Origin of the sequence: Lysinibacillus capsici, from assembly GCF_020217405.1 — a bacterium.
GTDB lineage: Bacteria > Bacillota > Bacilli > Bacillales_A > Planococcaceae > Lysinibacillus > Lysinibacillus capsici.
Window position 1 is genome coordinate 278,920 of the sequence record NZ_CP084108.1, and the last position, 26,434, is coordinate 305,353.

Annotated in this window: 22 protein-coding genes and 1 pseudogene; 11 read left to right on the forward strand and 12 right to left on the reverse strand. The window is 32.9% G+C overall.

The genetic code is table 11. The features are described from left to right. The first annotated feature begins 83 nt into the window (after positions 1 to 83). Positions 84 to 1,529: a hypothetical protein gene (locus LCP48_RS01405; protein ID WP_225340601.1), complete on the forward strand. Its 1,446-nt coding sequence runs from the start codon at positions 84 to 86 to the stop codon at positions 1,527 to 1,529. A gap of 39 nt (positions 1,530 to 1,568) precedes the next feature. Here the strand turns inward: LCP48_RS01405 and LCP48_RS01410 are convergent, their stop codons facing one another. Then, on the reverse strand, positions 1,569 to 2,753 hold the full coding sequence (locus LCP48_RS01410; RefSeq protein WP_004233875.1) for a CaiB/BaiF CoA transferase family protein: 1,185 nt from the start codon (positions 2,751 to 2,753) through the stop codon (positions 1,569 to 1,571). A gap of 504 nt (positions 2,754 to 3,257) precedes the next feature. Between LCP48_RS01410 and LCP48_RS01415 the strand changes: the two genes are divergently transcribed. Then, the gene (locus LCP48_RS01415) at positions 3,258 to 4,826 is read left to right on the forward strand and encodes a sensor domain-containing diguanylate cyclase (protein WP_225340602.1); all 1,569 of its coding nucleotides are present in this window, start codon (positions 3,258 to 3,260) and stop codon (positions 4,824 to 4,826) included. 354 nt (positions 4,827 to 5,180) lie between these two features. On the opposite strand, the gene LCP48_RS01420 is transcribed toward LCP48_RS01415, so the two are convergent. Then, entirely contained in the window at positions 5,181 to 5,537 is a 357-nt protein-coding gene (locus LCP48_RS01420) for a winged helix-turn-helix transcriptional regulator (protein WP_004233871.1), read from the reverse strand. Between the two features lie 125 nt (positions 5,538 to 5,662). Between LCP48_RS01420 and LCP48_RS01425 the strand changes: the two genes are divergently transcribed. The 4 genes from LCP48_RS01425 (at position 5,663) to LCP48_RS01440 (ending at position 13,219) form a co-directional block, all read left to right on the forward strand. Further along, complete coding sequence (locus tag LCP48_RS01425; protein WP_225340603.1) at positions 5,663 to 6,289, forward strand: nitroreductase family protein; 627 nt, start codon at positions 5,663 to 5,665, stop codon at positions 6,287 to 6,289. Positions 6,290 to 6,597: 308 nt separating this feature from the next. Beyond that, a complete protein-coding gene (locus tag LCP48_RS01430) occupies positions 6,598 to 10,956 on the forward strand; it encodes an S-layer homology domain-containing protein (RefSeq protein ID WP_004233867.1) in 4,359 nt (1,452 codons plus the stop codon). A 712-nt stretch (positions 10,957 to 11,668) separates the two neighbouring features. Then, a complete protein-coding gene (slmA, locus tag LCP48_RS01435) occupies positions 11,669 to 11,851 on the forward strand; it encodes a salivaricin M family lantibiotic (RefSeq protein WP_004233864.1) in 183 nt (60 codons plus the stop codon). A gap of 105 nt (positions 11,852 to 11,956) precedes the next feature. Next, positions 11,957 to 13,219: a DUF4135 domain-containing protein gene (locus LCP48_RS01440; protein WP_225340604.1), complete on the forward strand. Its 1,263-nt coding sequence runs from the start codon at positions 11,957 to 11,959 to the stop codon at positions 13,217 to 13,219. Here the strand turns inward: LCP48_RS01440 and lanM are convergent. Beyond that, positions 13,174 to 14,379: pseudogene (gene lanM / locus LCP48_RS01445) on the reverse strand (type 2 lanthipeptide synthetase LanM); the annotation flags it as partial. The gene LCP48_RS01440 and the pseudogene lanM sit on opposite strands and share 46 nt — an antisense overlap. 73 nt (positions 14,380 to 14,452) lie before the next feature. Further along, positions 14,453 to 14,683: a plantaricin C family lantibiotic gene (locus LCP48_RS01450; RefSeq protein WP_004233859.1), complete on the reverse strand. Its 231-nt coding sequence runs from the start codon at positions 14,681 to 14,683 to the stop codon at positions 14,453 to 14,455. A gap of 167 nt (positions 14,684 to 14,850) precedes the next feature. Between LCP48_RS01450 and LCP48_RS01455 the strand changes: the two genes are divergently transcribed. Genes LCP48_RS01455 through LCP48_RS01465 form a run of 3 tightly spaced genes read left to right on the forward strand, consistent with a single transcriptional unit; the run spans position 14,851 to position 17,239 of the window. Beyond that, positions 14,851 to 15,765: an ABC transporter ATP-binding protein gene (locus tag LCP48_RS01455; RefSeq protein WP_202342732.1), complete on the forward strand. Its 915-nt coding sequence runs from the start codon at positions 14,851 to 14,853 to the stop codon at positions 15,763 to 15,765. Beyond that, on the forward strand, positions 15,758 to 16,492 hold the full coding sequence (locus LCP48_RS01460; protein ID WP_009373593.1) for a hypothetical protein: 735 nt from the start codon (positions 15,758 to 15,760) through the stop codon (positions 16,490 to 16,492). The genes LCP48_RS01455 and LCP48_RS01460 overlap by 8 nt, the downstream gene beginning before the upstream one ends. A 12-nt stretch (positions 16,493 to 16,504) precedes the next feature. Further along, positions 16,505 to 17,239 carry an ABC-2 transporter permease gene (locus LCP48_RS01465; protein ID WP_004233856.1) on the forward strand — a complete coding sequence of 245 codons (735 nt, stop codon included), beginning with the start codon at positions 16,505 to 16,507 and terminating at the stop codon, positions 17,237 to 17,239. Between the two features lie 7 nt (positions 17,240 to 17,246). On the opposite strand, the gene LCP48_RS01470 is transcribed toward LCP48_RS01465, so the two are convergent. Together LCP48_RS01470 and LCP48_RS01475 are read right to left on the reverse strand one after the other, a co-directional pair. Beyond that, the gene (locus LCP48_RS01470; protein ID WP_225340605.1) at positions 17,247 to 18,272 is read right to left on the reverse strand and encodes a sensor histidine kinase; all 1,026 of its coding nucleotides are present in this window, start codon (positions 18,270 to 18,272) and stop codon (positions 17,247 to 17,249) included. After that, a complete protein-coding gene (locus LCP48_RS01475; protein WP_004233853.1) occupies positions 18,269 to 18,931 on the reverse strand; it encodes a response regulator transcription factor in 663 nt (220 codons plus the stop codon). The genes LCP48_RS01470 and LCP48_RS01475 overlap by 4 nt, the downstream gene beginning before the upstream one ends. A 199-nt stretch (positions 18,932 to 19,130) precedes the next feature. Here LCP48_RS01475 and LCP48_RS01480 point away from each other — a divergent pair, with 199 nt between their 5' ends. Further along, positions 19,131 to 19,898: an ABC transporter ATP-binding protein gene (locus LCP48_RS01480; RefSeq protein WP_009373595.1), complete on the forward strand. Its 768-nt coding sequence runs from the start codon at positions 19,131 to 19,133 to the stop codon at positions 19,896 to 19,898. Then, positions 19,885 to 21,885: an FtsX-like permease family protein gene (locus LCP48_RS01485; protein ID WP_004233849.1), complete on the forward strand. Its 2,001-nt coding sequence runs from the start codon at positions 19,885 to 19,887 to the stop codon at positions 21,883 to 21,885. The genes LCP48_RS01480 and LCP48_RS01485 overlap by 14 nt, the downstream gene beginning before the upstream one ends. Before the next feature lie 468 nt (positions 21,886 to 22,353). On the opposite strand, the gene LCP48_RS01490 is transcribed toward LCP48_RS01485, so the two are convergent. From LCP48_RS01490 to LCP48_RS01515, 6 genes are all read right to left on the reverse strand, one after another. Further along, positions 22,354 to 23,154, reverse strand: coding sequence for an alpha/beta hydrolase (locus LCP48_RS01490; RefSeq protein ID WP_225340606.1), 801 nt, complete (start codon positions 23,152 to 23,154; stop codon positions 22,354 to 22,356). Beyond that, complete coding sequence (locus LCP48_RS01495) at positions 23,151 to 24,149, reverse strand: ABC transporter substrate-binding protein (RefSeq protein WP_004233840.1); 999 nt, start codon at positions 24,147 to 24,149, stop codon at positions 23,151 to 23,153. Before LCP48_RS01495 ends, LCP48_RS01490 begins: the two co-directional genes overlap by 4 nt. A 45-nt stretch (positions 24,150 to 24,194) precedes the next feature. Next, positions 24,195 to 25,379: a helix-turn-helix domain-containing protein gene (locus tag LCP48_RS01500; protein ID WP_004233839.1), complete on the reverse strand. Its 1,185-nt coding sequence runs from the start codon at positions 25,377 to 25,379 to the stop codon at positions 24,195 to 24,197. 32 nt (positions 25,380 to 25,411) lie between these two features. Then, positions 25,412 to 25,606, reverse strand: coding sequence for a hypothetical protein (locus LCP48_RS01505; RefSeq protein ID WP_004233838.1), 195 nt, complete (start codon positions 25,604 to 25,606; stop codon positions 25,412 to 25,414). A 75-nt stretch (positions 25,607 to 25,681) separates the two neighbouring features. Then, a complete protein-coding gene (locus LCP48_RS01510) occupies positions 25,682 to 25,834 on the reverse strand; it encodes a hypothetical protein (RefSeq protein WP_225340607.1) in 153 nt (50 codons plus the stop codon). Then, positions 25,813 to 26,388 carry an ABC transporter substrate-binding protein gene (locus tag LCP48_RS01515; RefSeq protein WP_004233834.1) on the reverse strand — a complete coding sequence of 192 codons (576 nt, stop codon included), beginning with the start codon at positions 26,386 to 26,388 and terminating at the stop codon, positions 25,813 to 25,815. Before LCP48_RS01515 ends, LCP48_RS01510 begins: the two co-directional genes overlap by 22 nt. Positions 26,389 to 26,434: the final 46 nt, after the last annotated feature.

The window sequence follows — 26,434 nt, forward strand, 5'->3', positions numbered from 1 at the left end:
GAATGATAGGGGAAGATCTTTGTTGGTAGAAATTGATGGGAGGATCCATTTTTATGCTGTTGGACTGTGATGAGCAATTATTCATGGCTTATAAACAAAAAAGTAAAAAGGGTGCTGAAAATATACTAGCAACTTGGCTGGAGGCAGAGTCAAATCTGCGAGAAGATCCAAAAATACTTGGTACTTCGCTTTCACCCAATCTATTTTTAGTAAACGAAGAAACGGCTAAGAATATTGCCTTTTCCACAGCACGTAAATATTGGGGTCATGTATCAACAGAAATGCAAATATATTTTGACAAATATGGTTTAGATTCAAAATTTGTGAATGAGCGTCTCAGTGCTTTTTTCTATACACAAAAAGGTAAAGATACTTTTTTTGAGCAGCTTTTTGCACAACATACAATAGACTTAGAACGATTAATTTGGTTAGTCTTTGGGAAACGAATGCAAATAGCTATGCCAGTTAATGAGCTACAATCAATTATTTTATATAAATTTCAAGATGAATATTTAGTGCATATGATGTATAAAGAGCATGCATCTTTTTGGCATTGGCTTTTCACAAAAAAAGTTTATTCACTGCTTATCCACAAACCTTTAGAGCAATTCACATTTCTTTATGAAATAATGGGACATTTCGAGCATTCTGTGAGAGAAAATTGTGAACATGTGGATAACTTTGTGAATAACTATAAAACGATACTGGATAAGTGTATAACTCATGTGGATAAGCATAATGCTAGCTGTTTGGCAAAGAAACAATTACGTCTTTATCAAATTGTTACTCATTATCGCTTATCAGAAGGTGATTTTAAAAGTGTCAAAGCGCTTATTACCTCATTTGAAGCTGAATGGCGCTACTCAATGTATGCACTATCAGAGAAGGAAAAAGTGTTAATTGCCTATATTTTATTTCATATAGCAAATAGAGAACAGCAGAGTGAAAAGGTTATATATTATGGTGAATATTTATTAGAGGATGAGCGAATAAATAATTATGCCATTGAAATATTACTGGAGTATAAAGAGCTATTACCAAATCGTAAACCAACACCACCTGCCATTATTAAAAATTATCAGCTAAATTATTTAGAAAATTTATATGCCATTCTACTGGAGCACTATGTAAAAATGGCACGTTATGAGGATGGCTTACTTTTATTAAAAGAGCATGTTTTAGCATCGAATAAAAAAATCAATTCTTCATTAGTACACAAAAATTTTAGTAGTGAACAACTTATTGCAATTGAGGCATATGTTCAACAGGATATAGCACTTCATGTGAATAACTCTCTACAACATATTGGTTTGTCTGTGGAAGAGTGGCGACGCAATTATCGTCAACCAAATGCACCATACTATGTTGTCGCACAAAGTGCATCCCTGCATATGTTAAATATTTTAAGAGTTTTGTTTGTAACTGAGCAGTACGAGCTTTTTGAAAAGTTAATGGAGATTTACAAAAAATATCTACTAATAGATGATCATTTTGAAAACCTGCGTATGTTTATTAGTGCATATGTATAAAAAAGGTGTCTAATACTGTGATGTATTAGACACCTTTTTTTACTCTAAAACGCCTTTTTCCTTCAAAGCCTCAATTTGTTCAGCATCAAAGCCTAGAGATAGTAAAACTTCCTCATTATGCTCGCCTAATTTAGCACCAACATGCTTGTATTCAGGCTGCGTACCATCAAATTTAAACGGAGAGGCAATTTGTTTTTGCATAGTGCCATCGCTTTTGGGAATAGTCACAATCATTTCTCGTGCCTTTAGCTGTGGATGCTCACATGCTTCTGGAAATGTTAGAACTGGCTCTACACAACCTTCGAAATCCTCGTTAAACACTTCAAGCCATTCCTCATATGTTTTGGACAAGAAGGCGTCGTGAACAGCCTCTTTAAAACGAATTTGCGTGTAGTAGGAGTCATTGAAGGTATTATCGATCAACTCAGGAATATCGAGTGCTTCACAGAGTAATTTGCGAAATTGAGGCTCTAAACTACCGACAGAAAAAAAACGCCCATCCTTTGTTTTGTAAAAATCATAGTAACTGCCTCCATTTAAAATTTCTTGCTCTGGCTGTGGGACACGTCCACCTCCAATAAATGCTGCACCATACATAGCATTAAGTGAAAAGACAGCATCTGTCATACTAATATCGATGAACTGTCCTTCTCCTGTTTTTTCACGATGGAGGGCAGCAGCCAGTACGCCTATTGCTGCATGCATTGTCCCTCCAGCTATGTCAGCTAGTTGGACGCCCATGGAAACAGGTTTTTTATCCTTATGGCGTGAATAGTCGAGTAAGCCTGCTAATGATAGATAGTTATTATCATGTCCTGGACGATTACTATATGGCCCTGTTTGTCCGTAGCCAGTTATCGCACAATAAATAACCTTAGGATTTATTTCTTTAAGCGCTTCATAGCCGATGCCAAGTCGATGCATTACACCAGGTCGAAACCCTTCGATAATAACGTCATATTCCTGTACAAGTGATTTAACAATGTCGATAGCTTCTGGTGATTTTAAATTTAGCGTTATAGACTTTTTTGATCGATTTAAATGTTGATGGATATATGCCTCATGATCCTCGTCATAGGGAGGCATAATTCGCGTTAAATCAACCCGCTTTGAAGATTCAACGTGGATAACATCTGCTCCTAAATCAGCAAATATCATTGTCGCCATTGGTCCTGGTAGTAATGCAGAAAAATCGAGAATTTTTAACCCCTTTAAAATACCCAAATCTTCCAACCCCTTTTTGTGTAGGCTACACAACCATCTGTATGATGATGGCGAGTAGCGCTTTTCTCATAATCCCCATTGTGTGAAAAGCGTATTCTATATACTGTATTATTACAGTTTATTGTATTTTAATGAGTATTATAACAGATTGAATCTTAACTTGCCTATGCTAATTTTTATTATAAAATAAACGCTTCAACTTTTATATGTCAGAATAACAATAAAAGTAAAAAAATTTAGAATTTAGATTTTTTATCAAATTTCAGATAATTAGCGTCAGCTGTTGGAATTTTTAATCTAAGTAACTAAAATGTTGCAATTTTGTTTGCTAGATTCTATATGATACGATCTCGTTTATTGATACAATCCTAGAGGTGTGTTGGATTCTTCTTACACAATTAATACATGTTACTTTTACCTATAGGAGTCTTTGCTTATAATAGGCACTAATTGTTTAAGAATCTCAAAATATACATATAAAAAATCATAAATAGGAGGGGAAAAATGAAATCGCACCGATTAAAGTTAAAGCATCTTATAATGGGCGTAGCAATGGCAGCATTCTTTTTAACAAGCATAGGTAGTGTTTGGGGCGGCTATAGGATGAACATTGATTCCATTAAGGAAAATGCGCTAGAAACGAATAGAGTTTATGCTCAAAAATTGGCCTCAACTGCTGATTCCTATCTACATGAAGCTTTTCAAATCTTAGGATATAGTGCGGAGCAGGTCAGAACGAAAATGGATGATGAACAAGTATTGAATCAGGAAACAGAGCGTTTGAGATTGCAAAATCAAATGTTCAATTCGGTGGTTATAACAAATGCAAAGGGACTTGTTTTATCTGTCTCTCCGCCCTCTATAGAAATTAAAGGACAGATTTTAACATCCATTGGCGCTAAAGAGGCATTAGCCAAAAAGACACCCATTATTTCTAAGCCATATGAGGCGATGACAGGGCGGCTCATCATTTTTATATCACATCCTATTTTCTCGGAGTCCAATGAATATCTAGGAATGATTGCTGGCACTATTTATTTAAAAGAACCTAATGCCTTTAAAACCTTGTTGGGAGAACATTATAGTAAGGATGGTTCTTACGTATATGTAGTTGATTCAGAAGGACGAGTTATCTATCATCAAGATCCAAGTCGTATTAATGACATTGTAACGAAAAATAAAGTCGTTCAAGCTGTTACATCTGGCAAGGATGGTGCCCAACTGGTTGAGAATACAAAAGGAGTGAAAATGCTAGCTGGCTATAGTGCAGTGCCATCGACAGGGTGGGGAGTTGTTGCGCAGAAACCTTTAGAAGTAGCATTAGCCCCTTCATTTGATCGTGTACAGGAGGTCATTATAAAATCTGTCCCTCTTATGTTTGTTTCGATTATCATTGTACTTTGGGCTGCAGCACGTATTGCGAATCCCTTACAACAATTAGCATCATTAACAGAAGAAAGTTTAGATAAGAAAAATGTAGAAGGTTTAAAATCTGTTAGTGGATGGTACTTTGAAGCCTATTCTTTGAAGAATGCATTGGTTCGAAGTTTATCGTTTCTACATGGACAGGTCTCCTTTTTCAAAGATCAATCTACTGTTGATCCACTGACAGGGATTACGAACCGACGTACAATGGATTCAATGCTTGCTGAATGGTTAGCAAGTAAGGTACCACATGCCATTATTTTGTTAGATTTAGACCACTTTAAAAGTGTGAATGATACATATGGACATGCAGTAGGTGATAAAGTTTTACAATTTTTGGCTAGACAAATGGAATCAGTAGCTAGGGAAGGCGATGTATGTTGCCGTTACGGTGGCGAGGAATTTGTCATACTTCTGCCGAACGCGACGATAGAGGAAGCCACACTAGTCGCAGAACAATTACGAAAAACTTTGGCCGATACGGTCAGTCCATGTGGTAGACCAATAACATTATCTGCAGGAATAGCTGCCTATCCAGCAATGGCACATACAACTGAAGCGCTCATTGAAGCGGCTGATGACGCACTTTACCTTGCGAAACAAGAAGGGCGAAATCAGGTAAAAGTTGGAGTATTAAAAAAGGAATAAAAAAATACAACAAAAGAGCTTACAACCCAAATTTTTGGGGTAATGATTAATGCAAACATCATTTGGGCAAGCTGTATATAAGTCATCAGCCACATGACTTTTAAATTATGTTCAAATGATATGTAACTCGGGCCACATCTCTTGATCGACTTGACAAGACGTAAGGTTATCCCCCTTTCCCTTATGACACCCCAAGTACGACTAGATGTATGCCTATATATCGTCAAAAGCCAAGCGAGCACCGATGCTCCTTGGCTTTTTAGCATTTTGTGGAATATTCTAACAGAGTAACAAGCTGTAGTTTTGATACGAATTATAGAAAGGTGATTAGTACAAGGAGCCTTTAAGGAAAACTTAGCTTTCTTTTTGATGACAACAAATTTGTTGCTCCTTGGCAATTCCCTTTAAACGTGCATAATCATTTCCCCATGTACACATTGTATTTAAAACGGGTATAAATGACTCTCCTAAATCTGTTAAACTATATTCTACTTTTGGTGGTACTTCTTTAAATATTTCTCTTCGAACAAGTCCGTCTCTTTCTAACTGTTTCAATTGATCGGTTAGAACTTTTTGCGTAATTCCGGGTATTAATTCATAAAACTCTTTCGTCCTTACTGATTGTTGACTCAAGAAAAATAGTATTAAACATTTCCATTTGCCACCTGCAATATCCATAAAAATATTGATTCCTGTATTATAGTTCACCATGGGCTTCCTCTCCTAAATAGGCACAAAAAAGTGGCTATACCACTTTTTTGTGCGTTATTTTCTTATTTATTATTGCTTACTATAATTAGAGGCGCAATACAATAAAAACTTAGGAGTTGTTCATAATGAGTGTAAAAGATACTTTAGAAAAAAGACGTTCAGTTAGACATTATGATTCAAATTATAAAATTAGTTCAGAAACATTGACTGCCTTAGTTGAAAGTGCAAGTAAGTCGCCTAATGGAAATAATATTCAAGCAACACGATACTTAATAATCGAGGATGCGAAATTAAGAAATTTAGTACTACCTATAGCTTTTAATCAACAGCAAATAGTAGAAGCTTCAACGTTAATCGTCATGTTGGGCGACTATCAGGCATTTAACAAAGGTAATATTATTAAAATTCATGAGGAGGGGTACCAGGCAGGTTATTTTGATGAATCATTAAGAGACTATCTTGCGAATGCTGCAATAAATTATTATGAAGGTAAGACAAAAGAAGATCTAAAGTTAGAATTAACTAGAGATGTAAGTCTTGCCTCAATGTCCTTGGTTTTGTTAGCGAATGAAGCTGGTTTTGACACAATTACGATGTCAGGCTACGATTCTAAGAAATTGAAAGAGATCTTAAATATTTCTGATAGGTATCTTGATGTTATGCTGATTGCTATTGGTAAAGGTATAAAAGCAGGTCATAAAACTGTTAGGCATGATGTAAACAAGGTAATTTATAAAAATGAAATAATTTAGTGTTATTAAACTAACCAAACTTTTAAAAGTTCAAAATTAATAGCTAATAGAGAGAAGCCAATTACGAAACTATTTTTAAATGGCTTCTTTTTTATGTATTGCAAACGATGAATTTTTAAATATTGAGTGATGGAAAGCTTATGAACTCGCATAGTAAAGAAATCGTATTTTAGTCTCTAACTCTAGAAGAAATTTACCCTACTATTTTAGATTTATCTATGAAGGTTAGCTAGCCTTTGGTCGATATAAAGGATATGAGCAAATGATATTTGTACGTATCAAAATACATAAGCGAAAGGAAGAGTGGAATGGATAAATCTAAAATCCAAAAAGTAAATAAAGCCTTGATTGCAACCGTATTTGCTTCAAGTGGGATTGCTGTTGTAGTACCTCCACCAAAAGCAGCAGCGGCTACTTCTCCCTTTACGGATATTAACCAATACTCGGATAATTATAATGAAATATTAAAACTATATTCTCAGGGCGTAATGAGCGGTTTTGCGGATAATACTTTCCGTCCTGATGTCAGTGTAACTCGTGGAGAGGCAGCGAAAATGCTGGCAACGGCGTTAAAATTGGATACAAAAAATATCCAAGATCCTTACTATAAGGATGTTCCAAAGGGCAATCAATATTATAAATACGTAGCGGCCTTGCAAAATGCAGGTATTATGTCGGGCTATTCAAATGGCATGTTTATGCCGAATGAAGTGTTGACTAGAGGGGAACTAGCCAAAATGGTTGTAGTTGGATTCCATCTAGAGGTATCCCCTACGTACAATAATATTTTCAAAGATGTGAATAGCAAAACAAACAATGCCATCTATATTCAAACTTTAATCGATTTGAATATTACAAAGGGCACAACTCCCGTTACATTTTCTCCATTTGATCCTGTTACTCGCGGACAGTTTGCTTCGTTTGTAGTGGGTTCACAAGAGAAGAAAAGTAATGAAACATCTTACAAAATCACAAATGTGGATGATGATGCTGTTTATATAAATGGTCAATCTTATACAATTCCAGAAAGCCTTGCTCATATTTTTAACGAATATAATGCTCCTGTGTTAAAAGGTGCTGTCATTGAGGGTGATTTATCGAGTAAGGGAATTCGCTCCATTTCAAAATTAACACTTAATGCAAGTGGAACAAGCACACGTTCTTTAGATTTTGATGGAAATTACGGTTCTTTTGGCGCAACGATTGTAGTAAATGGTAATTATATCGAATTCTCGAATATGACGCTGACAGGGACAATGTTTGTCAACGAAACCGTTCGCCCACCATTGCATTTAGGGGCTACTTACAATCAACCATTAGCTCTTGGTCGTGTGGCAAGTAACAATATTTCATTTATTAATTGGTCAAACCCAGATAACAATAAAGGCGATGATTCGTCAACTAACAATTCGAACGATCTTCAAAATTGGACAAAACCAAATACTGAAAATGATAAGCCATTTGTTAACTGGTCTAAAGAAAAAGAGGAAATGAAAAACGTTGAGAAGTACCTAGAATTTTATAACAGCAGTGTTTCTCGACTAGTAGTATCTCAAACAGGTACAAAAATTGAAACAAATACAAAACTACCACGGGTAGACATCATTGGAAATGTGCGTGAGTTTGAAATTCAAGGCGATATTGGTACGTTAAATTTAAATACAGAAACAAAACTTACAATTTATGGTTCAGGAAATATCGATTGGATCAATTACAATAGCTACACAGATCTAGAGCTGTATATTGATGGACGAATTGGCACATTATTTGTTGATAATTCATATGGCAAAATTGATATTGGAGATTATACGTATATTGATAAGGTCATCTTACCTAAGGATGGATCACCAAATAATATCTTCGACGATTTCCTCGATGATAAAGATAATATAGGCAATATTACTGATCCAGATGGCAAACCAATTGATAAAGAGGAAAATGAGAATCAAAATCCTGATGATAAAACAAAACCAATCATTAGTATTACAAATGTAAAAGTACTAAATGGTAGCGAAATTCAAGCAGATTTCACTTCTGATGAAGTCGGTACGTACTATTATATTGTGCGTGAAAAGGGCGCAGAGGCACCAAATAAAAGTGAAATGGTTAACCGTCTCTCAAATAAGAACGTAGCACATGGAACTGCGGCAGCCATCAAAGGAACAAACTCAATTAAGGTTTCTAATTTAGGTGAGAAAAAGGAATATGTTATCTACATCATGGTTGTGGATGGCTCGAAAAATGCATCGGACATAGTTTCTCAAGAGTTCCAAATGAAAGATGCTTCACCACCAGTAGTGAAATCCCTCCAAGTTACGCCATTACATGGAGGAACACGTGCTGAATTTACTTTTACAGCCAGTGAACCAGGAGACTATTACTATTATATACGTAAGAAAACAACAGCAACTGATCCAACAACGGCTGACATCGTTGCTAACCCAACAGGAAAAGGCGAAGCAAAAGCTAGTGAACTTGGCATAAAAGGCATTCTAACGGGTTTAGATGCAGAAACAGAATATCAGCTTTATGTTGTGATGAAAGATAATTCAGGTAACTTCTCGATAGACCCTCCTGCAGTAAAAGATTTTAAAACTGGTGCGCTTGATAGTGTTCATCCATATGTAGAACAAGGAAAGTTAGTAAGGAAAAGCAATAATCAGTTTGAACTTACTGTTAGTGAAGCATTAGATCCAGAAAATGCTAACGATATTAACAATTATTTATTAACGGGTACAGTTATTGTTAACGTAACTGGAGAAAAAGGAATCAAACCATCAGCTGTAGAGTATAAAGCAGGAGATAAAAAAGTTTTATTAACAATACCATCTGATACGGGGTTTGTTAATGGTGATACGTTGCGTGTAACAGTATTACCAGGTGTTAAAGATTTAGCGGATAATGCGTTTGAAAATACTGGCACAGTGAAGCCAGGTGACCCGGTTCGTAACTATGCTGAGTATAAACATGAAGACACTGTGGAACCAAAGATAACAATAAAAGATCCAGTGAATAAAGCGGATGAATCTGATGGTTTCCGTAGAGCTGAAATCGAATTTGAGCCTAATAAAGCGGGAACGTATTACTATATGATCCTACCTAATACAGTAGTAGATAATGGTGAGACGAAGACTTTCCAACAATATTTAACAGATCATAAAATTACTGAAAGAGATTTTATTAATGAATTTGCAGGTGACACTAGTAAATCTGGATATTTCCAAATTGGTGGAAAAGATATATATATTCAACGTGGCTCAGGTACGGCAGATTTAGAAACAGCTACGCAAAAATTCCCTGTATCTGTGGAACAAAATAAACTCGATCCGTTTAATAGCTATTCTATTTATATGGTACTAAGAGATCGTGGAGGAGAACTTTCTAAAATCGCAGGTCCTAAGACTGTATTCGAAGATACTAAGGCACCTTTAATTCGTAATTTAGAGATTAAGCCAAAAGAGAATGATGATACAAAAGCAACTATTAGCTTCGAGACAAATGAAACAGCAAAAGTTCATTACTGGTTTGTGGAAAAAAGAATTAAAAATAAGGATGGTATATTGATTGATAATCCTGATGCTAATTTAACTGCTCCAGCAGATGAAAAATATTTAGAAACAAAACTCAAAAGTAGTCCATCTGTTGAAAAGATTGGAAAAGGTCTGTCAGGGACGGTTGATGCCAGAGGCGTTACTTTAAAGCCACATACTGAATATTTAGTTTATGTTGGAGCCGAGGATACACCTGGAAACTTTACAATTTATAAAGCTAATGTTCCATATAATGATCACGATAGAACTTCAACAGGATTAATGAAACAAGATTTCTACTCTGATGGTACACCACCAAGCATTGGCATGGTTTCCCCATTGGATAACAAATATTATCCAGGTCTTATTTATCGTAACAGCGACGATACATTTACCATTACTTTTAGTGAAACAATTATGCGTGATGAAAATGGTAAATCTAAACTTGTAAGTACAGGTGATACAGTTGATGTTAATTTAGCAGATATTATGACGATCACGACAAAAGATTCCAATGGTAATGAGACTGATGTGACAGCTAAGTATGCCCCTGTTACTTATACTACTGGAACAGATACAACGAAAGCTAGTAAGCTCATTATTAAATCGAAAACATCTAATGACGCAAATCAAACAATAACAGTTACAATGAAAGAGAGTACTCGAGATTTTGTGATTCAAGGCTATGAAGGCCATAAGTTCGTTAATAAGGCACAATACCTATATAGAACACTGGATGCGAAGTTTATGGAAATTAAACTCGGCTACTTGAATACATCGGGTGACGATAGAAAAGTTCAAGCGACATTTGATTTACTAGGTTCTGCTCAACAATTCTATGAAAATGGCGAATCACTGAAGTACTATTATTTATCCGATACTGCAGGAACAAATGAAACAGTTATTGCTAATAGAACACCTTCACAAGTGATTCAAGCGGTTGTATATGGTACAGACAGTTCTTTAGCAAAGGGAACAGGAACAGTTGCTACTAATGTTGCTCGTGTTACAAAAGAACTAACACATCCAGCCAAATTCTTCAACGGAGACTGGGTGACAATTGTATTAGAAGACAAGTATGGTAATTTCCATAAGTTCTATGCAAAGGTTGGATACAAAGATCCTTCAATACAGTAAAAATAAAAACCAAGTGATTATTAAATGATCACTTGGTTTTTTATTTTTAGAACAATGAAGGTGGAATTTAAATGTGCCAGCCTTGGTTCAAAAGGAGGCCCTTGATTCAAAAGTATGGGGAGTTTCATTTTCAATTGGACGATTGCCAGACTGTGCAGGAGATTTTATTTTTTATAGAAGATAGGGCGCTTGAATTCCCTAAAGAAAGTACATTATGGAATAAGTTGCCTTCAGCGGAAAATAATAAGGTTACTTCTTTAGGTAGTACTACCTCCTACTTTAATGACCCTGTTTCATTAAAGAACAGCTTAATTTAGTAGTAGAAGCCTTTAGTAATATGCAAAAAATAAATAACATGAATAATTCATAAGCCAAACTACAATCTATCGCAGTTTGGCTTTTATTTGAGAATATTTTTAATTATAATGATAGCTTTTGTGAAGTTGGAAAGTTTACACCTTATCGGGAAGCTTCTTATAGTAATCATTTAGAAGTCTTAATCTTTCTCCATAGGGGACATCCCTCTGTACAATTCAAAAGAAGCTCCAAAGCTAAATATTAACAAAAGAAATAAGGTGAATTACTATATAACGCAAAAATTATTGCGGCAAATACGGATTTTTTTTAGGATAGATTCCTGTAATATTTTAATTGGCCAAGGAAATGATGCATGCATATGTAGCAAAATTTAAAGAACTAGGGGAGATTTAAAATGAAAAAGAATAAAAATGAAAAATCAATTAATAGTCTTCAATATGAAATCCAAGCACAAGATTTAGATGGAAAATCAGGTGCTGGTATTCTTACTGCTATTCAATTAACATTAGCGAAAAAATGTGGAGGCTATTTTACAGCTTCATACGAATGTACTAGTAATAATATTCCTTGTAATTAATATTTACTTTGAAGGAAATGCTCAGAAGGATTTTAATCCTTCTGAGTTTTTCTTATAACCAACAAAAAACTCTTCTAACTTAAATTTTAAAAAGGAGTTGTAGGCATGCAACAACTGAATTTAAATATTACCGAAGACGAAAAAGAAATACTTTTATTTTGGAAAGATTTTTTTCCTGAATTCAAAGAAGATGATGATTTAGAGAAACTTTTTTTGCGAGTATACAATAATAATATTGAAAATTATTTGAAGGATAGAGAAATAGAAGATACATATCAAAAAGAATTTATAAATAAAATTATGGCTTTTAATATAAAGAATGATAATGAGATAATCTTTAACAATATAATGGATAAATATTTTCATGATTTTAAGTGGATTGGTTTTTTTAGACCATTATTATTAAAATATGATGACACAATAAAAAATATTATTAACTCTAAGCTGTTTAAAGATAGTGAGAGGGCATTTGATTTAATTTATTGTCAAATGTTGCAGAGTTTGGTTAATAGATCATTTAGAGTTATCGTATTAGAGATTAATCTAGCAAGACAAGAGAATATTTTATTAGGTAAAGATTCTGAAGAGAGATACACTTATTTTGTTAAAGAATTATTATTAGATAATAATTTTCTTGCTAAAATATACAATAAATATCCAGAATTAATACGTATTTTAGATAATTATTTAGAAAATACAACTAAATATTTAAAAGAAATCTTAAAAAATCTTAATGATGAAAAGAACTCTCTTTTTATGCAAATGGAAATAAATAAAGATATTAAATTAGAGAACATCGAATTTAGTCATGGAGATACTCACAATGGAAATAAGTCGGTTGCTAAACTAATATTTGAAAATAATTTCAATTTAATGTATAAACCTAGATCTTTAGAAATTGAAAAAGGCTATAAAGATTTAATAGACTGGCTGGACAATAGAATATCTGGCTTTAAAAAGCCATATGCAGCTAATGTATATAGCAATAATAATTATGGCTTTATGGAATTTATAAATAATAAAGAATGTGATAACCCTGAAGAAATTTCAAATTTTTATTTTAAAATGGGGGAGCTCTTAGCTATACTATATAGTTTAAATTCTAGGGATTTTCACATTGAAAATATCATAGCATTTGGGGAAAATCCAGTTTTGGTAGATTTGGAAACCCTTCTACATAAAACTGTAGAAATTAATGAAGAGGAAATAAGTAGTTATGAAAATATACTGAGTATTATCGGTAATTCTGTTGCAAGTATATCAGTGTTGCGTTTGGTATATCCCGCCATTCCGCCGAAATCGACAACCTTAATGGTATTTTCGTTTTTATTAATAGTCATTCTGCTTGGAAGGAGATATATTGAATAGACAGACCTATTAATAAAGTCTTGTGTTTTATTAATAACAGTTTTCTCACTTAACTTTTCTTCAAAATCTGGCTGTAATAAAGTTTCTAAATCTATCAAGTAAGGATATTCTCCTGAGGCTATTAAGTTTTCACTATGGAAGTCTTTGGAATTTAAAGCGTAAAGTAAACATAATAATTGTCCTGATCTAATATAAAAGCTTTTGACTTGTTCAATATTGTTACAGGGCTTGTATTCAATAAATTCCATCCAACCATGATTGCTTGTTGTATATATTTTTGCTGATTTAATTTTTTTTAAGTGTTTACTTTGATTATTCTCCATCCAAGATAGAAGGTCAGAATATTTTTGGTCGAATGCTAAAGACCTCGGTTTATATACTACTTTTTTATTATCTTCAAATGTTAAGATGGATACAGTTTTACCATCATTATGTGTATCCCCCATATTTAGGGATACATTAATTAACTTTTTAATATTTTCAGTGTTAAAAAGAGTTTTAAAGATATTTTTTATTTCTTGAGTTGTAGCACTTAAAATATCAAAAAGGAATTTTAAATAATTGTTAATTGTTAACAACAATAAATTTGTCAGTGACTCATATTCCATATATAAGGACTTTAAATATTCCTCATTTTGTAGTTTTTCATTGATGTAATATTGAAACCTATCTTCAGATGTTTCGCCTATAAGATTCCCTTGTTTTTTTTCAAAATCTATTTCAAATACTAGCATTTTATAACTAATATTGAAGGAAATATTGTACATATGAATGAAAATATCAGAGTAAAATGTTCTTTTACTATAAACTAAATCAAATTTTTCAAAGTGATCGAACCATTTTCCAAACTCCTTTAAAAATAGAGGTTTAAAGAAATTTAAAAATGGGAAATCCTCTTTATTTAAAGTAGAAAGAATGCGAAAGAGATTATTATTCGGTTTAAAGTTAAAAAGTGAATCAATCTTTTGCTTATTAAGAGCAAATCTCATTGATTCTTTTTCCCATTCTTCTTTGAAATCAACAAATTTTCTATTTGTCGTTTGGTGAATTAAGTCTTCAACTTCAATTTGCGTTTTAACTTCAGGGAAAAATTTACTCCAATAATCCAATACATCTTGAAAATCAATTTCTTGATCTAATACCTTCTCATTTATAATCATAATTTGCTCCTATCTAAAAAGGGTGGTACCTAATAAAAGTACACACCCTTGTTATAAATCTTCTTAATAAAAATTAGCAGGGAGTTGTTCCGTTACATTCTGCAGACCAAGTACAAGCCATTCCATAGTTATTCCCTAATCCAACAGCGTTGGCAATTGCTCTAGAGATAGCATCATTTGTGCCACCAGCTATTAATGACATATCTTGTTCATTAATTTCTTCAAAAAGATTTCCAGCAGGATTAATTTCATTTATTGCTAGTTTATTTTTTATAATTGGGTTTTTTGTAAATTTTGTATTCAAGTTAATCGCTCCTTTTTTTGTTATGAGATATCTCACTTACTATCATATCTTGTATTTTTTACAAAAAATTCCGTATTTACCGAAATTACCTATAAAAATATTGATTGTATAGAAATGGAAATGCTATTATATGTAATTGAAACAATACGTGAGAAGGAGGAGAAGAAATGAGTAATATTTTAACATTGTCGAACATCACAAAGAGTTATCGAAATAATAAAGTAATTAATAATGTTTCTTTCTCAGTTCCAAAAGGTGAAGTAATAGGTTTAGTTGGACCAAATGGTGCAGGGAAAACAACCCTTATGCGAATAATTATGGGATTAATAACGAAGTTTGAGGGGGAAGTTCGGTTTGATATTGAAAAGCAGCCTTTACAACATATAAAACGTATTGGAGGACTGATTGAATACCCTAGTTTTTATCCCCATATGAGTGGAATGGATAACCTTATTTATTTTGCAGAGATTTCAGGGGGATATGATAGAGATAATGTTTCATCTGTAATCCATTTATTGGGGATTGAAGGTTTTGTTCATAAGAAGGTAAAAAGGTATTCTTTAGGAATGAAACAGAGGTTAGGAATTGCACAGGCATTAGTTAATAATCCTAAACTATTGATTTTAGATGAACCCACAAATGGCTTAGATCCAGAAGGAGTTGCTGAAATAAGAGAAATATTGGGAAAAATTTCAAAAGAAAGAGGGATATCAATTCTTGTATCCAGCCATATTTTATCAGAAATTGAAGCTGTTTGTGATAAAGTTTTGTTTTTGAAGAAGGGAACAGTAGTAGATTATATTGATTTAAAAACAGAAAAACAGACTGATAGAGAGCTACATGAATTTATCATAGAAACTAAAAAAATAGAAATGGTAAAAAACTATTTAAATGATGTACAAAACATACCTTTTATAGAAATAGATCAAGATAAAGTAAAATTTCAATATCTTTATAAAGATTCTGATTCTCTTATAGTAGATTTAGTAAAAAATGAAATTAGTATAAATGCTATTTATCCACTTCGCAAAGATTTAGAAAAGAGATTTTTTGAGTTAATGGGAGGAAATAAGATTGAATAGCACTTTAAGAATATCAATATTAGAGGTTAAACAATTATTCAAAAGATACGGCATTTGGTCAAGTTTATTTATTGCAGTTTTATACACTATTACAATTTATCTAAAAAGGCCCATGTATCCATCCCCTTCGAATTTGGATACATATTACAATTACTTTGGTGATATTTCGTACTATATTATTCTCATTCTGCCTTCTTTTATTATGTCCAGAGAGTTTTCATTAAAAACTTCTAGAATTATATTCACAGGATCTTTATCACGTATAAATATCGTCCTATCAAAATTACTTTCATTGATTTTAATTGGATGTATTGTTGGAACTATTCACCGATTACTAGCCAATTTATTGTGGGTATTGGAACATAATAAATTTACTCTGAATAATCTTACACACGATATTTTTACTAATCTAACAAATTATTTACTTATTTCCTTTTTTGTTTCAAGTTTATCTTTCATCATTGGTTTCATTACGTTCAGTCAAATTGCAACAATAGTTTCCATTATTTCTATGTTTTCATTTGAGAGTATGATTAGAGGTATTATTCTAATAAAATTAGATTCTACAACAAAATTAGCTCTTTGGATTAAAGAGAATCCACTGGCTTTGGTTTATAAGGGAATGCAATATAATAATTTATCAATATCAAATAATATTTGTTTAGCATTAACAGGCTTAGTATTATTTTTAATATCTTTAATAATTATTAATAAAAGAGAAATTTAGGAGATTGATAATATGACTGGTATGTTTTCTATAAGCCGAATGGAAATAAAGAAAATATTTGATACATCAACATGCGTTTTTTTAATAATATTATTTATTACTACAATTATTGATAATGTTCTTTATTATCAGATGAACTTAAGTAAAAGCGTAGAGTTAAGCGGAAATATTGGTATTTCCTTATTTATTATACAAATTTATTTTATTTACTTAGGTAGTAATATGATAGGATCCGAGTTTAGTTTTGGAACTTCGAAAATGGTATTCAGTAGTATGTTCAGTAGAAGTCAAATAATTCATATTAAAAGTGTTTCATTTTTATTTTATACTTCTTTATATGGCATTTTTAATATATTAATTGGATTAACTGTTCAACTTATCATAGGTAAACATTTCTCTAGTATGGAGATCCTAAGTACGCTATTCTCCGTTTGGATTGTATATATAGTTTATTTCGCTTCTATCTTATCAGTAGGAATATTTACAATTTCTATTACGTTTAATCGCGTTTACTCATTAATAGCTGGATATGTTCTATATATTTTTTTATATAACATTGGTATACAAATTGTAGAAAGAGATGAAAGTTGGATGAAGACGATTATGGAGAATACACCATTTTACATTGCTTCTGATGGTTTTTCTACTCTATACTACAATATTAATGATATTATTTACTTAAGCTTCTTTTCAGTAGTAATTTATATAATAGGTCTCTATATTATCAAAAAAAGAGATTTGAAATAAATAAACTCTATATATTTTGTTTAGATTCTTGGAATAATCGTAGTTTATCAGGGAAATATATTTTAAATGTAGTGCCAGTATCTTCTTGAGAATCTACACTTATGCGTAACCCTAATTTTTTGCACAAGGTTTCACAAAGGTACAAACCCATACCAGTAGATTTAACATAGTTTCTACCATTGGTTCCCGTGAACCCACGTTTAAAAATTCTCTCAATATCAGATGAAGCTATACCTATACCATTGTCTGATATTAACAATAAAGTACCGTTTTCTACTTTTTTAGCAATAAAGGATAATTTAAGTGGATTATGACGATATTTGATAGCATTATCTATTAATTGCTTTAAAATAAAAATAATCCATTTTGAATCAGATGTGACTTTCAAATCAAGGTTATCCTTATATATGCTACCATTGGCACGAATAATACTTAGAGATAATGATTTAATAGCTAAATTTACAGCCTTATCAAGTGTAAATGTTTCTATTCTATAATCTTGAGTTAAAGTACTACTTCTTGCATAGTATAGAGCTTGTTCAACATAACCTTCTATTTTTAATAGTTCTTCTTGAATAAGTATGTTTTCAGGTGTCTTATGGTTACTTAAAATTAACTTTAGTGCAGTGATTGGTGTTTTTATTTCATGTACCCAAAGTTCAATGTAGTCTGTATAATCACGTTGAGCGTTTTTCAAAGAGAACATACAATCATTCATGTATTTTGTTGCTTCATTTAAGATGTTGTAGAAGAATTTCCCTGAAAAAAAAGGGGGTTCCTCTACAATATCTGCGATGTATGTTTTTTCTTTGATTTGTTTTGAAATATTTTTTATTTCATTATAATATTTACTTAATTGATAGTATTTAACTATAATTGGTGTGAAAAAGAAGAATAGAAGAATTAAATCTATTACTATTACTAAACTTCCATTTTCATTATACAAGTAGAGGACACTAGAGATAATTAGCAAAGATAGTAAATGAAAAAGTATTGCTAACTGTTTTTCCAAAAAAAATTCAATTAAACTCATAACTGATAACCCTGTCCTCTCTTCGTTAATAAATATTTTTTTAAACCGATCGATTCCAATTTGCGCCTTAACCTCGATATATTAACATTTAAGGTATTTTCATCAACAAAATCTCCGTTTTGCCAAAGCTCATTCATTATTTCATCTCTAGAAACTACGTTTCCTTTATTCATCATCAATAATCTAAGAATGCATAATTCATTCTTTGTAAGTTCTATTTCTATATTATTATAAATAGCTTTGCTCTTTAATATTTCCAGTGTTAAATCTTTATAAGAAAGAATAGCACTTTTGGAAATTTCGTAAGTTCTCTTTAAAACGGATTGAATATGAGCTAAAAGGATTTGTAAATCATATGGTTTTGTAATAAAGTCATCTGCTCCTATTTGAAGACTTAATAGTTCGTCAAAGGAAGTGTCACGGCTAGTTACTATAATAATGGGCACAGAAGACACTTTCCGAATTTCACGACACACTTGAAAACCGTCTTGAAAAGGAAGGTTAAGATCTAAAATAATTAAATGCGGCATGCTTTGTAGAGCATCTTCTACAATTTTTGTGAAATCGTCGCCACTTATGCATTCATACCCATATCTCTCTAGAAAATCAAAAAGTTCCTTTCTGATAATTGGATCATCCTCGATAATGAATATTTTCATTTTTAATCTCCCCTTAATCGAACCAATGAATGGTTTTATTTCCATAATTTATACCTTTTCGTTATATTATAGTGCATAGTAAGTAAACTTACAAAACGGTAATATTATGATACAATAATCGATTTTTTGTTAATTCATTGAATGGTAATATTATGGTAGCAAAAGGATAAGTCATCCATAAAAGGAGTGAAATTGGGAAGTGAATACAATATTAAAAGTTGAAAATATTGAAAAGGTGTATGGTAATAAGGGTAATGTAACCCATGCATTAAAAAACATTTCATTTGAAGTGCAAAAAGGCGATTTTATAGCAATTATGGGACCAAGTGGAAGTGGTAAATCGACTTTACTTAATTGTATTTCAACCATTGATACTGCTACGGCTGGTCATGTATTTATAGATGGCGAAGATGTCACAAAACTAAAGGGCCATAAATTATCAAAATTTAGAAGTGAGAAGTTAGGTTTTATATTTCAAGAATATAATTTACTAGATACACTAACTGCTTTTGAAAATGTTTCTTTGGCATTATCTATAATTAATTATCCAGTGAATGAAATTGAACATGAAGTCGATAGAGTTGCAGCCGCTTTGGATATAAAGGAAGTATTGTACAAATACCCATATCAAATGTCAGGAGGACAACAGCAGAGAATTGCGGCAGCGAGAGCCATTGTTACAAGGCCTACATTATTATTAGCCGATGAGCCAACAGGGGCTCTTGATAGTAAATCTGCTAAAATGTTGCTGAAAAATTTAGAAATATTAAATCAGCAACAAGATGCCACAACTTTGATGGTTACTCATGATCCTTATAATGCTAGTTATTGCAGAAGGATTATTTTTCTAAAGGATGGAGAAATTTTTAATGAACTAATACGAGGAAAAGATGATCGTAAAACTTTCTTTAATCGAATAATGGAGGTTGTTGCACTACTAGGAGGAAATATCAATGATGAGTTTTAAATTGATATATAAAAATGTAGGCAGAAGTATTAAAGATTATGCTATTTATTTTCTAACTCTTGTTTTAGGTGTCAGCCTATTTTATGCATTTAATTCAGTATCATCACAACCAGCTTTAAATGATTTAAATTATTCTATGGAGATTTTTGGGGATGCATTAGTTACGTATATTGGACTTTTAACAAGGTTTATTGCAATTGTTTTTGCTTTTCTTATCATATATGCCAATCAATTCATAATGAAGCGAAGAAAAAAAGAAATGGGTATTTATATGACATTAGGGATGAGTAAATGGCGGATATCCTTTATTTTTGTAGGTGAGACCTTTTTGGTAGGGTTATTTGCTTTAATTATAGGCCTTGGGCTAGGATTTTTAATGTCACAAGTTATTTCGATATTAGCTTTAAAAATGTTTGTAGGTGATGCAGTAGGATATAAATTGTTGTTATCAAAAGAAGCTATAAAAGAAACTATTATAAGTTTTTCAATTATTTATATTATAGTAGCACTTTTTAATACTCGTAATATTATGAACATTAAACTTATCGATTTATTAACTGCGAATCGTAAAAATCAAGAGTTAAAGGTCTATAACAAATGGGCTACAAGTAGCCTTTTTTTAGCAGCAATTACTTTAATAACTACTGGAATACTATTGTTAATGAAATTAGGACTTGATAAGAATTATTTAACTGTGATAGTCTCGCTTCTTGGTGTTGGTATTATTTTGTTTTATTATACCATTTCCAGTGTGATGGTGTTCTTGGCTAAAAGAAACAAAAAGCTGTATTTTAAAGAACTAAATTCATTTTTGTTTCGACAATTCGGAAGTAAAATGCAAATCAATTTTCTAGTAATAAGTATCTTAAGTGCATTACTGATAGCTTCACTAGTTGTTCTAGGTACAGGATTTAGTGTTACAAGTTCTATGAATAAACAAGTTACCACGGCAACCCCATTTGACTTAACAATTGTAAAACCATATGAGGATAACAAAAATCTTTTAGAAACAGCAAAACAAGATGGCATTCCACTGAAAGAAAATCTTAAAAGTTATGTAGAGATAATGTTGTTTAATGCCGATTTAACTTATGGAGAATTGTTTAAAGAGCAACAAGTAAAACTATCTGATTTAGAACAAGAGATACTTATGTCAAAAGTTACTTTAATAACTGAAACAGATTACAATAAAATATTGGAACTATCTGGAGAAGAGGGAATTCAGTTAGGAGAAAATAAATTCATTATTAATGCAAACTATGAACCTTTTAATAAACATATTCAATATTTCTTAAATAATGAAGGGAAAATAAGAATTGGTGATAAGGAGCTCACTCCTGCAAACAAAAAAATATTTGGTAACATTACTTACTTAACAAATTCAACAAGGGCAAATGATGTAGGAACAGTGGTTGTTCCAGACAATATGAAAAATTATATGAATCCTGATAGTTTCTTATTGAATGGTGTTTTTCCCTCTCAAGAAATTGAGGGGACGGTCTATAAAATAATGAATAATAAATGGATTGAAAAATCTCTTGAAGGAGAGATTTATTATGTAACTAAGAGTGTGATACAAGACACTTACTTTGGCATATTTGGAGTAATAGCTTTTATTAGCAGTTACTTAGGAATAATTTTAATGATTGTCACGTTATCGGTACTAGCATTACAGCAATTAACAGAAACCCAGGATAACAAAGAAAGATACCTGACATTATCGAAAATTGGTGCAAATAAAAAAATGATTAATAGGTTGTTATTTAGACAAATTGGATTTTATTTTATTTCACCTTTAATTTTAGCTAGTTTCATATCAATCTTTACTACTAAGGTTGTATTAGAAAAATTAGAACCATTTTTTGAAGTTTCTATCAAACAGAATATGTTTTTAAGCTTTGGTATTATTTTGTTGCTATATGTAATATATTTCATTGCAACTTATCAGAGTGCAAAACAGGTAATTTTAGACAATAGACTTAAATAAAAGGAGTAGATAATATGACTGAATTTCTAATGGGTTTTGGATTATCGGAGGAAATAGTTGAAACTATTAAATGGTGGATTCCGTATTTAAGTTTTATAATGATCATAATCATCGTAACTATTTTATTTAAGGTTATCCGTAAAAAGAAAATAAAGAATTCGCAGAATTAATAAGCCATTTAGTTTATAAAAGTATTATTCTTGGTTAAATGATCTTAGAACTAACTTTCATTTTTAAATGACTGGCTCCACATAATTTTTTATATAAATGCACGTTACTATTGACAATTGAAGCAGTCAAAAATAATAGAGTATTCAACTTAAACCCAGTGCTTTTCTGGCCTTATGATCCATTGCTTTAGAATCACAAGTTGAGGAAATCGCTAGCATACTTAAGGATCATTTAGAGAAAGAGAAGTAAATGTTATAAAAATGCCCAAGTGGAATGATTACCACTTGGGTTTTTCTACTACGTATCTAAAAACCGAGGAAGGCGGGCAAGCATACAAGGTAGGACGCTCACATGGTCCTCCTCATCAAACTTCACATAATTAGTATGAATGTTTTGGTCGCTTAAACGCTTCATTCGTTCAGCCGCTAGATCAGCTCCTTCTAACATATCAGGCAACTCGTTAGCACCGATTGTGAGTAAGAGATTAATAGCATGCTGACCGTTCCAATCTTCAAAAAATCTGTCTATTACTTTTAGTACCGCATTGTCAGCCCACCAAATAGAGGGACTGCCAGCTACAATATGACTGAATAAGTGAGGTCTTGCACATAAAGCATATAGTGTGAAAAGGCCGCCTAAGGAATGACCAACAATCGCTTGCTTCTTTTTATTGATAGGCCATTCCTTTGCTATAGCAGGTATGAGCTCATGTTCAATAAAATCTAAGAACTCATTGGCTTTGCCATTTGGAGGCCAAGGCGTTCCATTTGGACGTGGTGGCAGATGTTCTTTGCTAACAGGTAGTGTAAAATCGAGACAGCGTCGCTCCATATCAAAAGGTTCCTTTGAGGGATAACCGATGCCAATAACAAGAATAGGATCATAGCCTTTTGGTTTACGGGTTTGTAATTTCACTGCCTCTGCAAGTGTTGGAAAAAGGGCGTCCCCATCTAAGGCGTAGATGACAGTATAACCATCTGCTGGTGGTTCATCTGTTGGGCTTGCAAATAAAATGCGATAATCTAGCTGTTGACGAGATGTCGTGGTAACTTCAAAGTAGTTTTCTAATGTATAAGGTTTCTTTGTCATTGTTGTCATGGCGCTAAAAATTCCAATACATCTTCTATCACTTTTCCTTGAGCATGAATACCGCCATTTAGCCAGTAATCCTCGGATGTCTCAAATACTTGATCGTTTTTGAAGGCTGCCGTACTTTTCCAAATTTTACTGTTTTTCAACTCATTTAAAAATTCATCCCCAAGATTACCATCATTGATTAGGAAAATATAATCGGCATCCAGTTCAGGTACAATCTCTAATGATACTTCGAAGGCGCCATTTTTCACGTAGCTGCTTTGTTCAAATCCTAATTCATGTGTTAGGACATATCCACTAAAATACTCATCAGTCATGAAAAACATACCTTTTGCATTAAAGCGAATTAAAGCAATTTTTTTACCTTTTGTTATAGAGGATAGCTTTGTTTTTGCTACATCTACTTTTTCTTGATAATCCTGTAAAGCTTGCTCAGCCTTGTCTGTTTCATCAAGTAGTTGCCCTAAAACTTTAATAGAGCCTTCTAAATTACTTGCAGCATTATTAAAAACATAGGTTGGTGCGATTTTTGCATATTTTTCATAGGTGCCATTATCCACATAAAATGAATTGTGCAAAATAATTAAGTCTGGTTTATCTGCCATAATGGCTTCGGCTGATGGGGGACCGCTTGCAAAGCTAATTTCTGGTATACCCTGTAACTGATCTTGTAAATAAAGCTGTGGCTTAACACCGTTAGACCATTGCATAGTAGGCTTGATACCAAGAGCTAGTAATGAATCCTCCATGACAGGTGCAAAAATTTTAGTAGGCTTAGCTGGTAGTGTTACTTCATTCCCGACCTCATCTTTTAGTGTTAGCGGGTAAACACTTTGCTCCTTTGTACTTTCTGAGGATGCCTGCGTTTCTACCTGTTCCTCTTTATTGCTTAATTGGGTATTGCAGGCGGAAAGTATGCCCATAGTTAGCAAAAACATCGCTAATAAATAGGCAGATTTTATAATTGTATGACATTGATTATGACAATTTTGTGTCATTGTTCATCAAACTCTCCTTCCGATGATAATCATTCTCAAATGAAATTATAAATCACTGTCTGATACGTTACCATGGACGGGGACAGGAAAAGGATTTGGATTTTTTCCGGTTAGCATAAGTAACATTTCATCTAGCATTCGGCTTATAGCAATAGCTGAGTATTCGAACCAAGGATTCGAAGGTAAAACATAGACATGTCCATTTTTTACAGCACGGAGTTCTTTCCAACGATCAAGGTATTGTAGAGTAAGCCAATAATTTCGGGTTGGTGAATCTGGACAAATGATAAATAGCAAGCGGTCAGGGTCTATATTTACTAGCTGATCAAATGTAATATGCTCATTATATGTTTGTTGGCGAGCATCGACAGAACGAAGCTGTAAATCTGTAAACAGTACATCCTGAATCCCTTTATTACAATACATAAATAATTGATCACCGCATAAACGAAGAACGGCAAACGTATCATTTCCAGCAACTTGATTAATTTCTAATCTCGCCTGTAATACCTTTTGTTCATATGTTTGAATGAAGCGCTCACCTACGCTTTGCTTTTTAACAGCTACAGCTAATTCTCTCAGTTGTGTTCGCCAATCCTTCGCTTGTATAAAGACATTTTTGATGCCAATTGTTTGAAGCCAATCAAGCATGGAGAGGGAGGGTTCCTCTTGAAAAATATGAATATCTGGCTTAACAGAGGCTAATTTTTTGAAGTTGTCCTCTGATTCTGTATCAAATATATTAACATGTACGGGAATTTTCTCTTGATAATGATGGTAATAATAAGGACTCCATTTAGCATTCAGCGGAGCTGCAACTGGTATGATACCAAGCGCTAATAAATTTCCAGTAGCGGAGACCGAAAAAGTAGAAATACGCTGGCGAGCCATCTTACTATAAGCAGAAGGTGAAATCCCAACTTCCTTTTTAAATTTTCGGCTAAAATAAAATTCGTCACTGTAACCTACTTTTCTAGCAATCTCACGAAGTAATAAATCGGTATCACGCAGTAATTGCTTGGCATGTCCGATACGTAGCGCCGTTAAATAATGTGTGGCACTTTGACCGAATGCCTTTTTAAATGCCTCTCCAAAGTAGCTGGAACTCAGACCCGAAATGAGTGCTAGATGCTTAATCGTAAGAGGTTGATGATGGTTTTTAGCAATATAATCTCGAATATCCTTTAATGATATTTGAGTTGTCGTATCTGTTATACTTTCCGTTTTCATATAAATGTCACTCCTTATTATAAGTATGAGAATTACTTGGCAGTAACCAATAGCTTTGGTAATGCACCGAGTAACTTCTCTCTTGTAAAGGCATCTCCGTAATTCCACTTTGTTGCATCCACTAAATAAGCATGGTTAGTTTGTACAGCAGGGAGTCCTTTCCAAATATCACTATTAATCAATTCCATCGTAGCCATTTGCGATTCGGGTTTATCAGATAACAACATAAAGATGTGGTCACCAGCATACTGAGGTAAGTGATCTATTGGTATTTCTTTATACCCCTCGCCTGCTTGAAGTAGTTATTTGACTTGGGGGTGAGGCTGAAAACCATCTGGATGAAAAAGGGCAGGGGATAGACCTGTACAGCCCATAATAAAAAGGCGTTTGCCATGATCAAAAGTCAAAACAGATGCTGTTTCGCTAGGCTCTATCACTGTTTGTACTGCTGCCACATAGTATTTTCTTGGATTTTAAAATATTTTAGCCAATCTTCTGCACGCTGTTGTTGGCTAAGCCACTGCCCTAATAAAAGGACGCGTTCCTCCAATGAATCCCAGGAATTTAGGGTAACCGTTGGTGCAATAGAAGATAGAGCTTGATATTGCTGCTCGTCATTATTTGTAAAGATAATTAAATCAGGGTTCAGTTTGGAAGATTTTTCAATATTGATAGGGAAGGAAACATCTTGAATATAAGGAACATGGATTTTATAGAAGGATTTACTAATAGAGTTTTTGTCACCACCTATTGGCTGCACATCAAATATCAACATATCCCCAAACGTTTCTCCATGGTAAATAACACGATGTGGTGAACGAGGGATTGCTACCTCATGCCCTGTCCAATCTTTTACAACAGTTTTTTGTTTATATTGTCGTGCAAACTGTTTTGGAGGAATTCCAATTACCTGTCGGAAGCGGCGATTAAAATAATATTCATCATCCTTTGCCTTCTCTGCTGTGGAAGAAGATTGAGTTCCGCATGCAGCCAAAAGGATGGAAATCATTAAAATGCCAGTTAAAAAAGCAATCTTTTTTTATAAATTTTTTCAA

Bases quoted from the DNA above. Each gene is read 5' to 3' on its own strand.
- LCP48_RS01405 (WP_225340601.1), top strand. From the start codon at position 84: ATGGCTTATAAACAAAAAAGTAAAAAGGGTGCTGAAAATATACTAGCA.
- LCP48_RS01415 (WP_225340602.1), top strand. From the start codon at position 3,258: ATGAAATCGCACCGATTAAAGTTAAAGCATCTTATAATGGGCGTAGCA.
- LCP48_RS01420 (WP_004233871.1), bottom strand. From the start codon at position 5,537: ATGGTGAACTATAATACAGGAATCAATATTTTTATGGATATTGCAGGT.
- LCP48_RS01425 (WP_225340603.1), top strand. From the start codon at position 5,663: ATGAGTGTAAAAGATACTTTAGAAAAAAGACGTTCAGTTAGACATTAT.
- LCP48_RS01430 (WP_004233867.1), top strand. From the start codon at position 6,598: ATGGATAAATCTAAAATCCAAAAAGTAAATAAAGCCTTGATTGCAACC.
- slmA (WP_004233864.1), top strand. From the start codon at position 11,669: ATGAAAAAGAATAAAAATGAAAAATCAATTAATAGTCTTCAATATGAA.
- LCP48_RS01440 (WP_225340604.1), top strand. From the start codon at position 11,957: ATGCAACAACTGAATTTAAATATTACCGAAGACGAAAAAGAAATACTT.
- LCP48_RS01455 (WP_202342732.1), top strand. From the start codon at position 14,851: ATGAGTAATATTTTAACATTGTCGAACATCACAAAGAGTTATCGAAAT.
- LCP48_RS01465 (WP_004233856.1), top strand. From the start codon at position 16,505: ATGACTGGTATGTTTTCTATAAGCCGAATGGAAATAAAGAAAATATTT.
- LCP48_RS01470 (WP_225340605.1), bottom strand. From the start codon at position 18,272: ATGAGTTTAATTGAATTTTTTTTGGAAAAACAGTTAGCAATACTTTTT.
- LCP48_RS01475 (WP_004233853.1), bottom strand. From the start codon at position 18,931: ATGAAAATATTCATTATCGAGGATGATCCAATTATCAGAAAGGAACTT.
- LCP48_RS01485 (WP_004233849.1), top strand. From the start codon at position 19,885: ATGATGAGTTTTAAATTGATATATAAAAATGTAGGCAGAAGTATTAAA.
- LCP48_RS01490 (WP_225340606.1), bottom strand. From the start codon at position 23,154: ATGACAACAATGACAAAGAAACCTTATACATTAGAAAACTACTTTGAA.
- LCP48_RS01495 (WP_004233840.1), bottom strand. From the start codon at position 24,149: ATGACACAAAATTGTCATAATCAATGTCATACAATTATAAAATCTGCC.
- LCP48_RS01500 (WP_004233839.1), bottom strand. From the start codon at position 25,379: ATGAAAACGGAAAGTATAACAGATACGACAACTCAAATATCATTAAAG.
- LCP48_RS01505 (WP_004233838.1), bottom strand. From the start codon at position 25,606: ATGTTGTTATCTGATAAACCCGAATCGCAAATGGCTACGATGGAATTG.
- LCP48_RS01515 (WP_004233834.1), bottom strand. From the start codon at position 26,388: ATGATTTCCATCCTTTTGGCTGCATGCGGAACTCAATCTTCTTCCACA.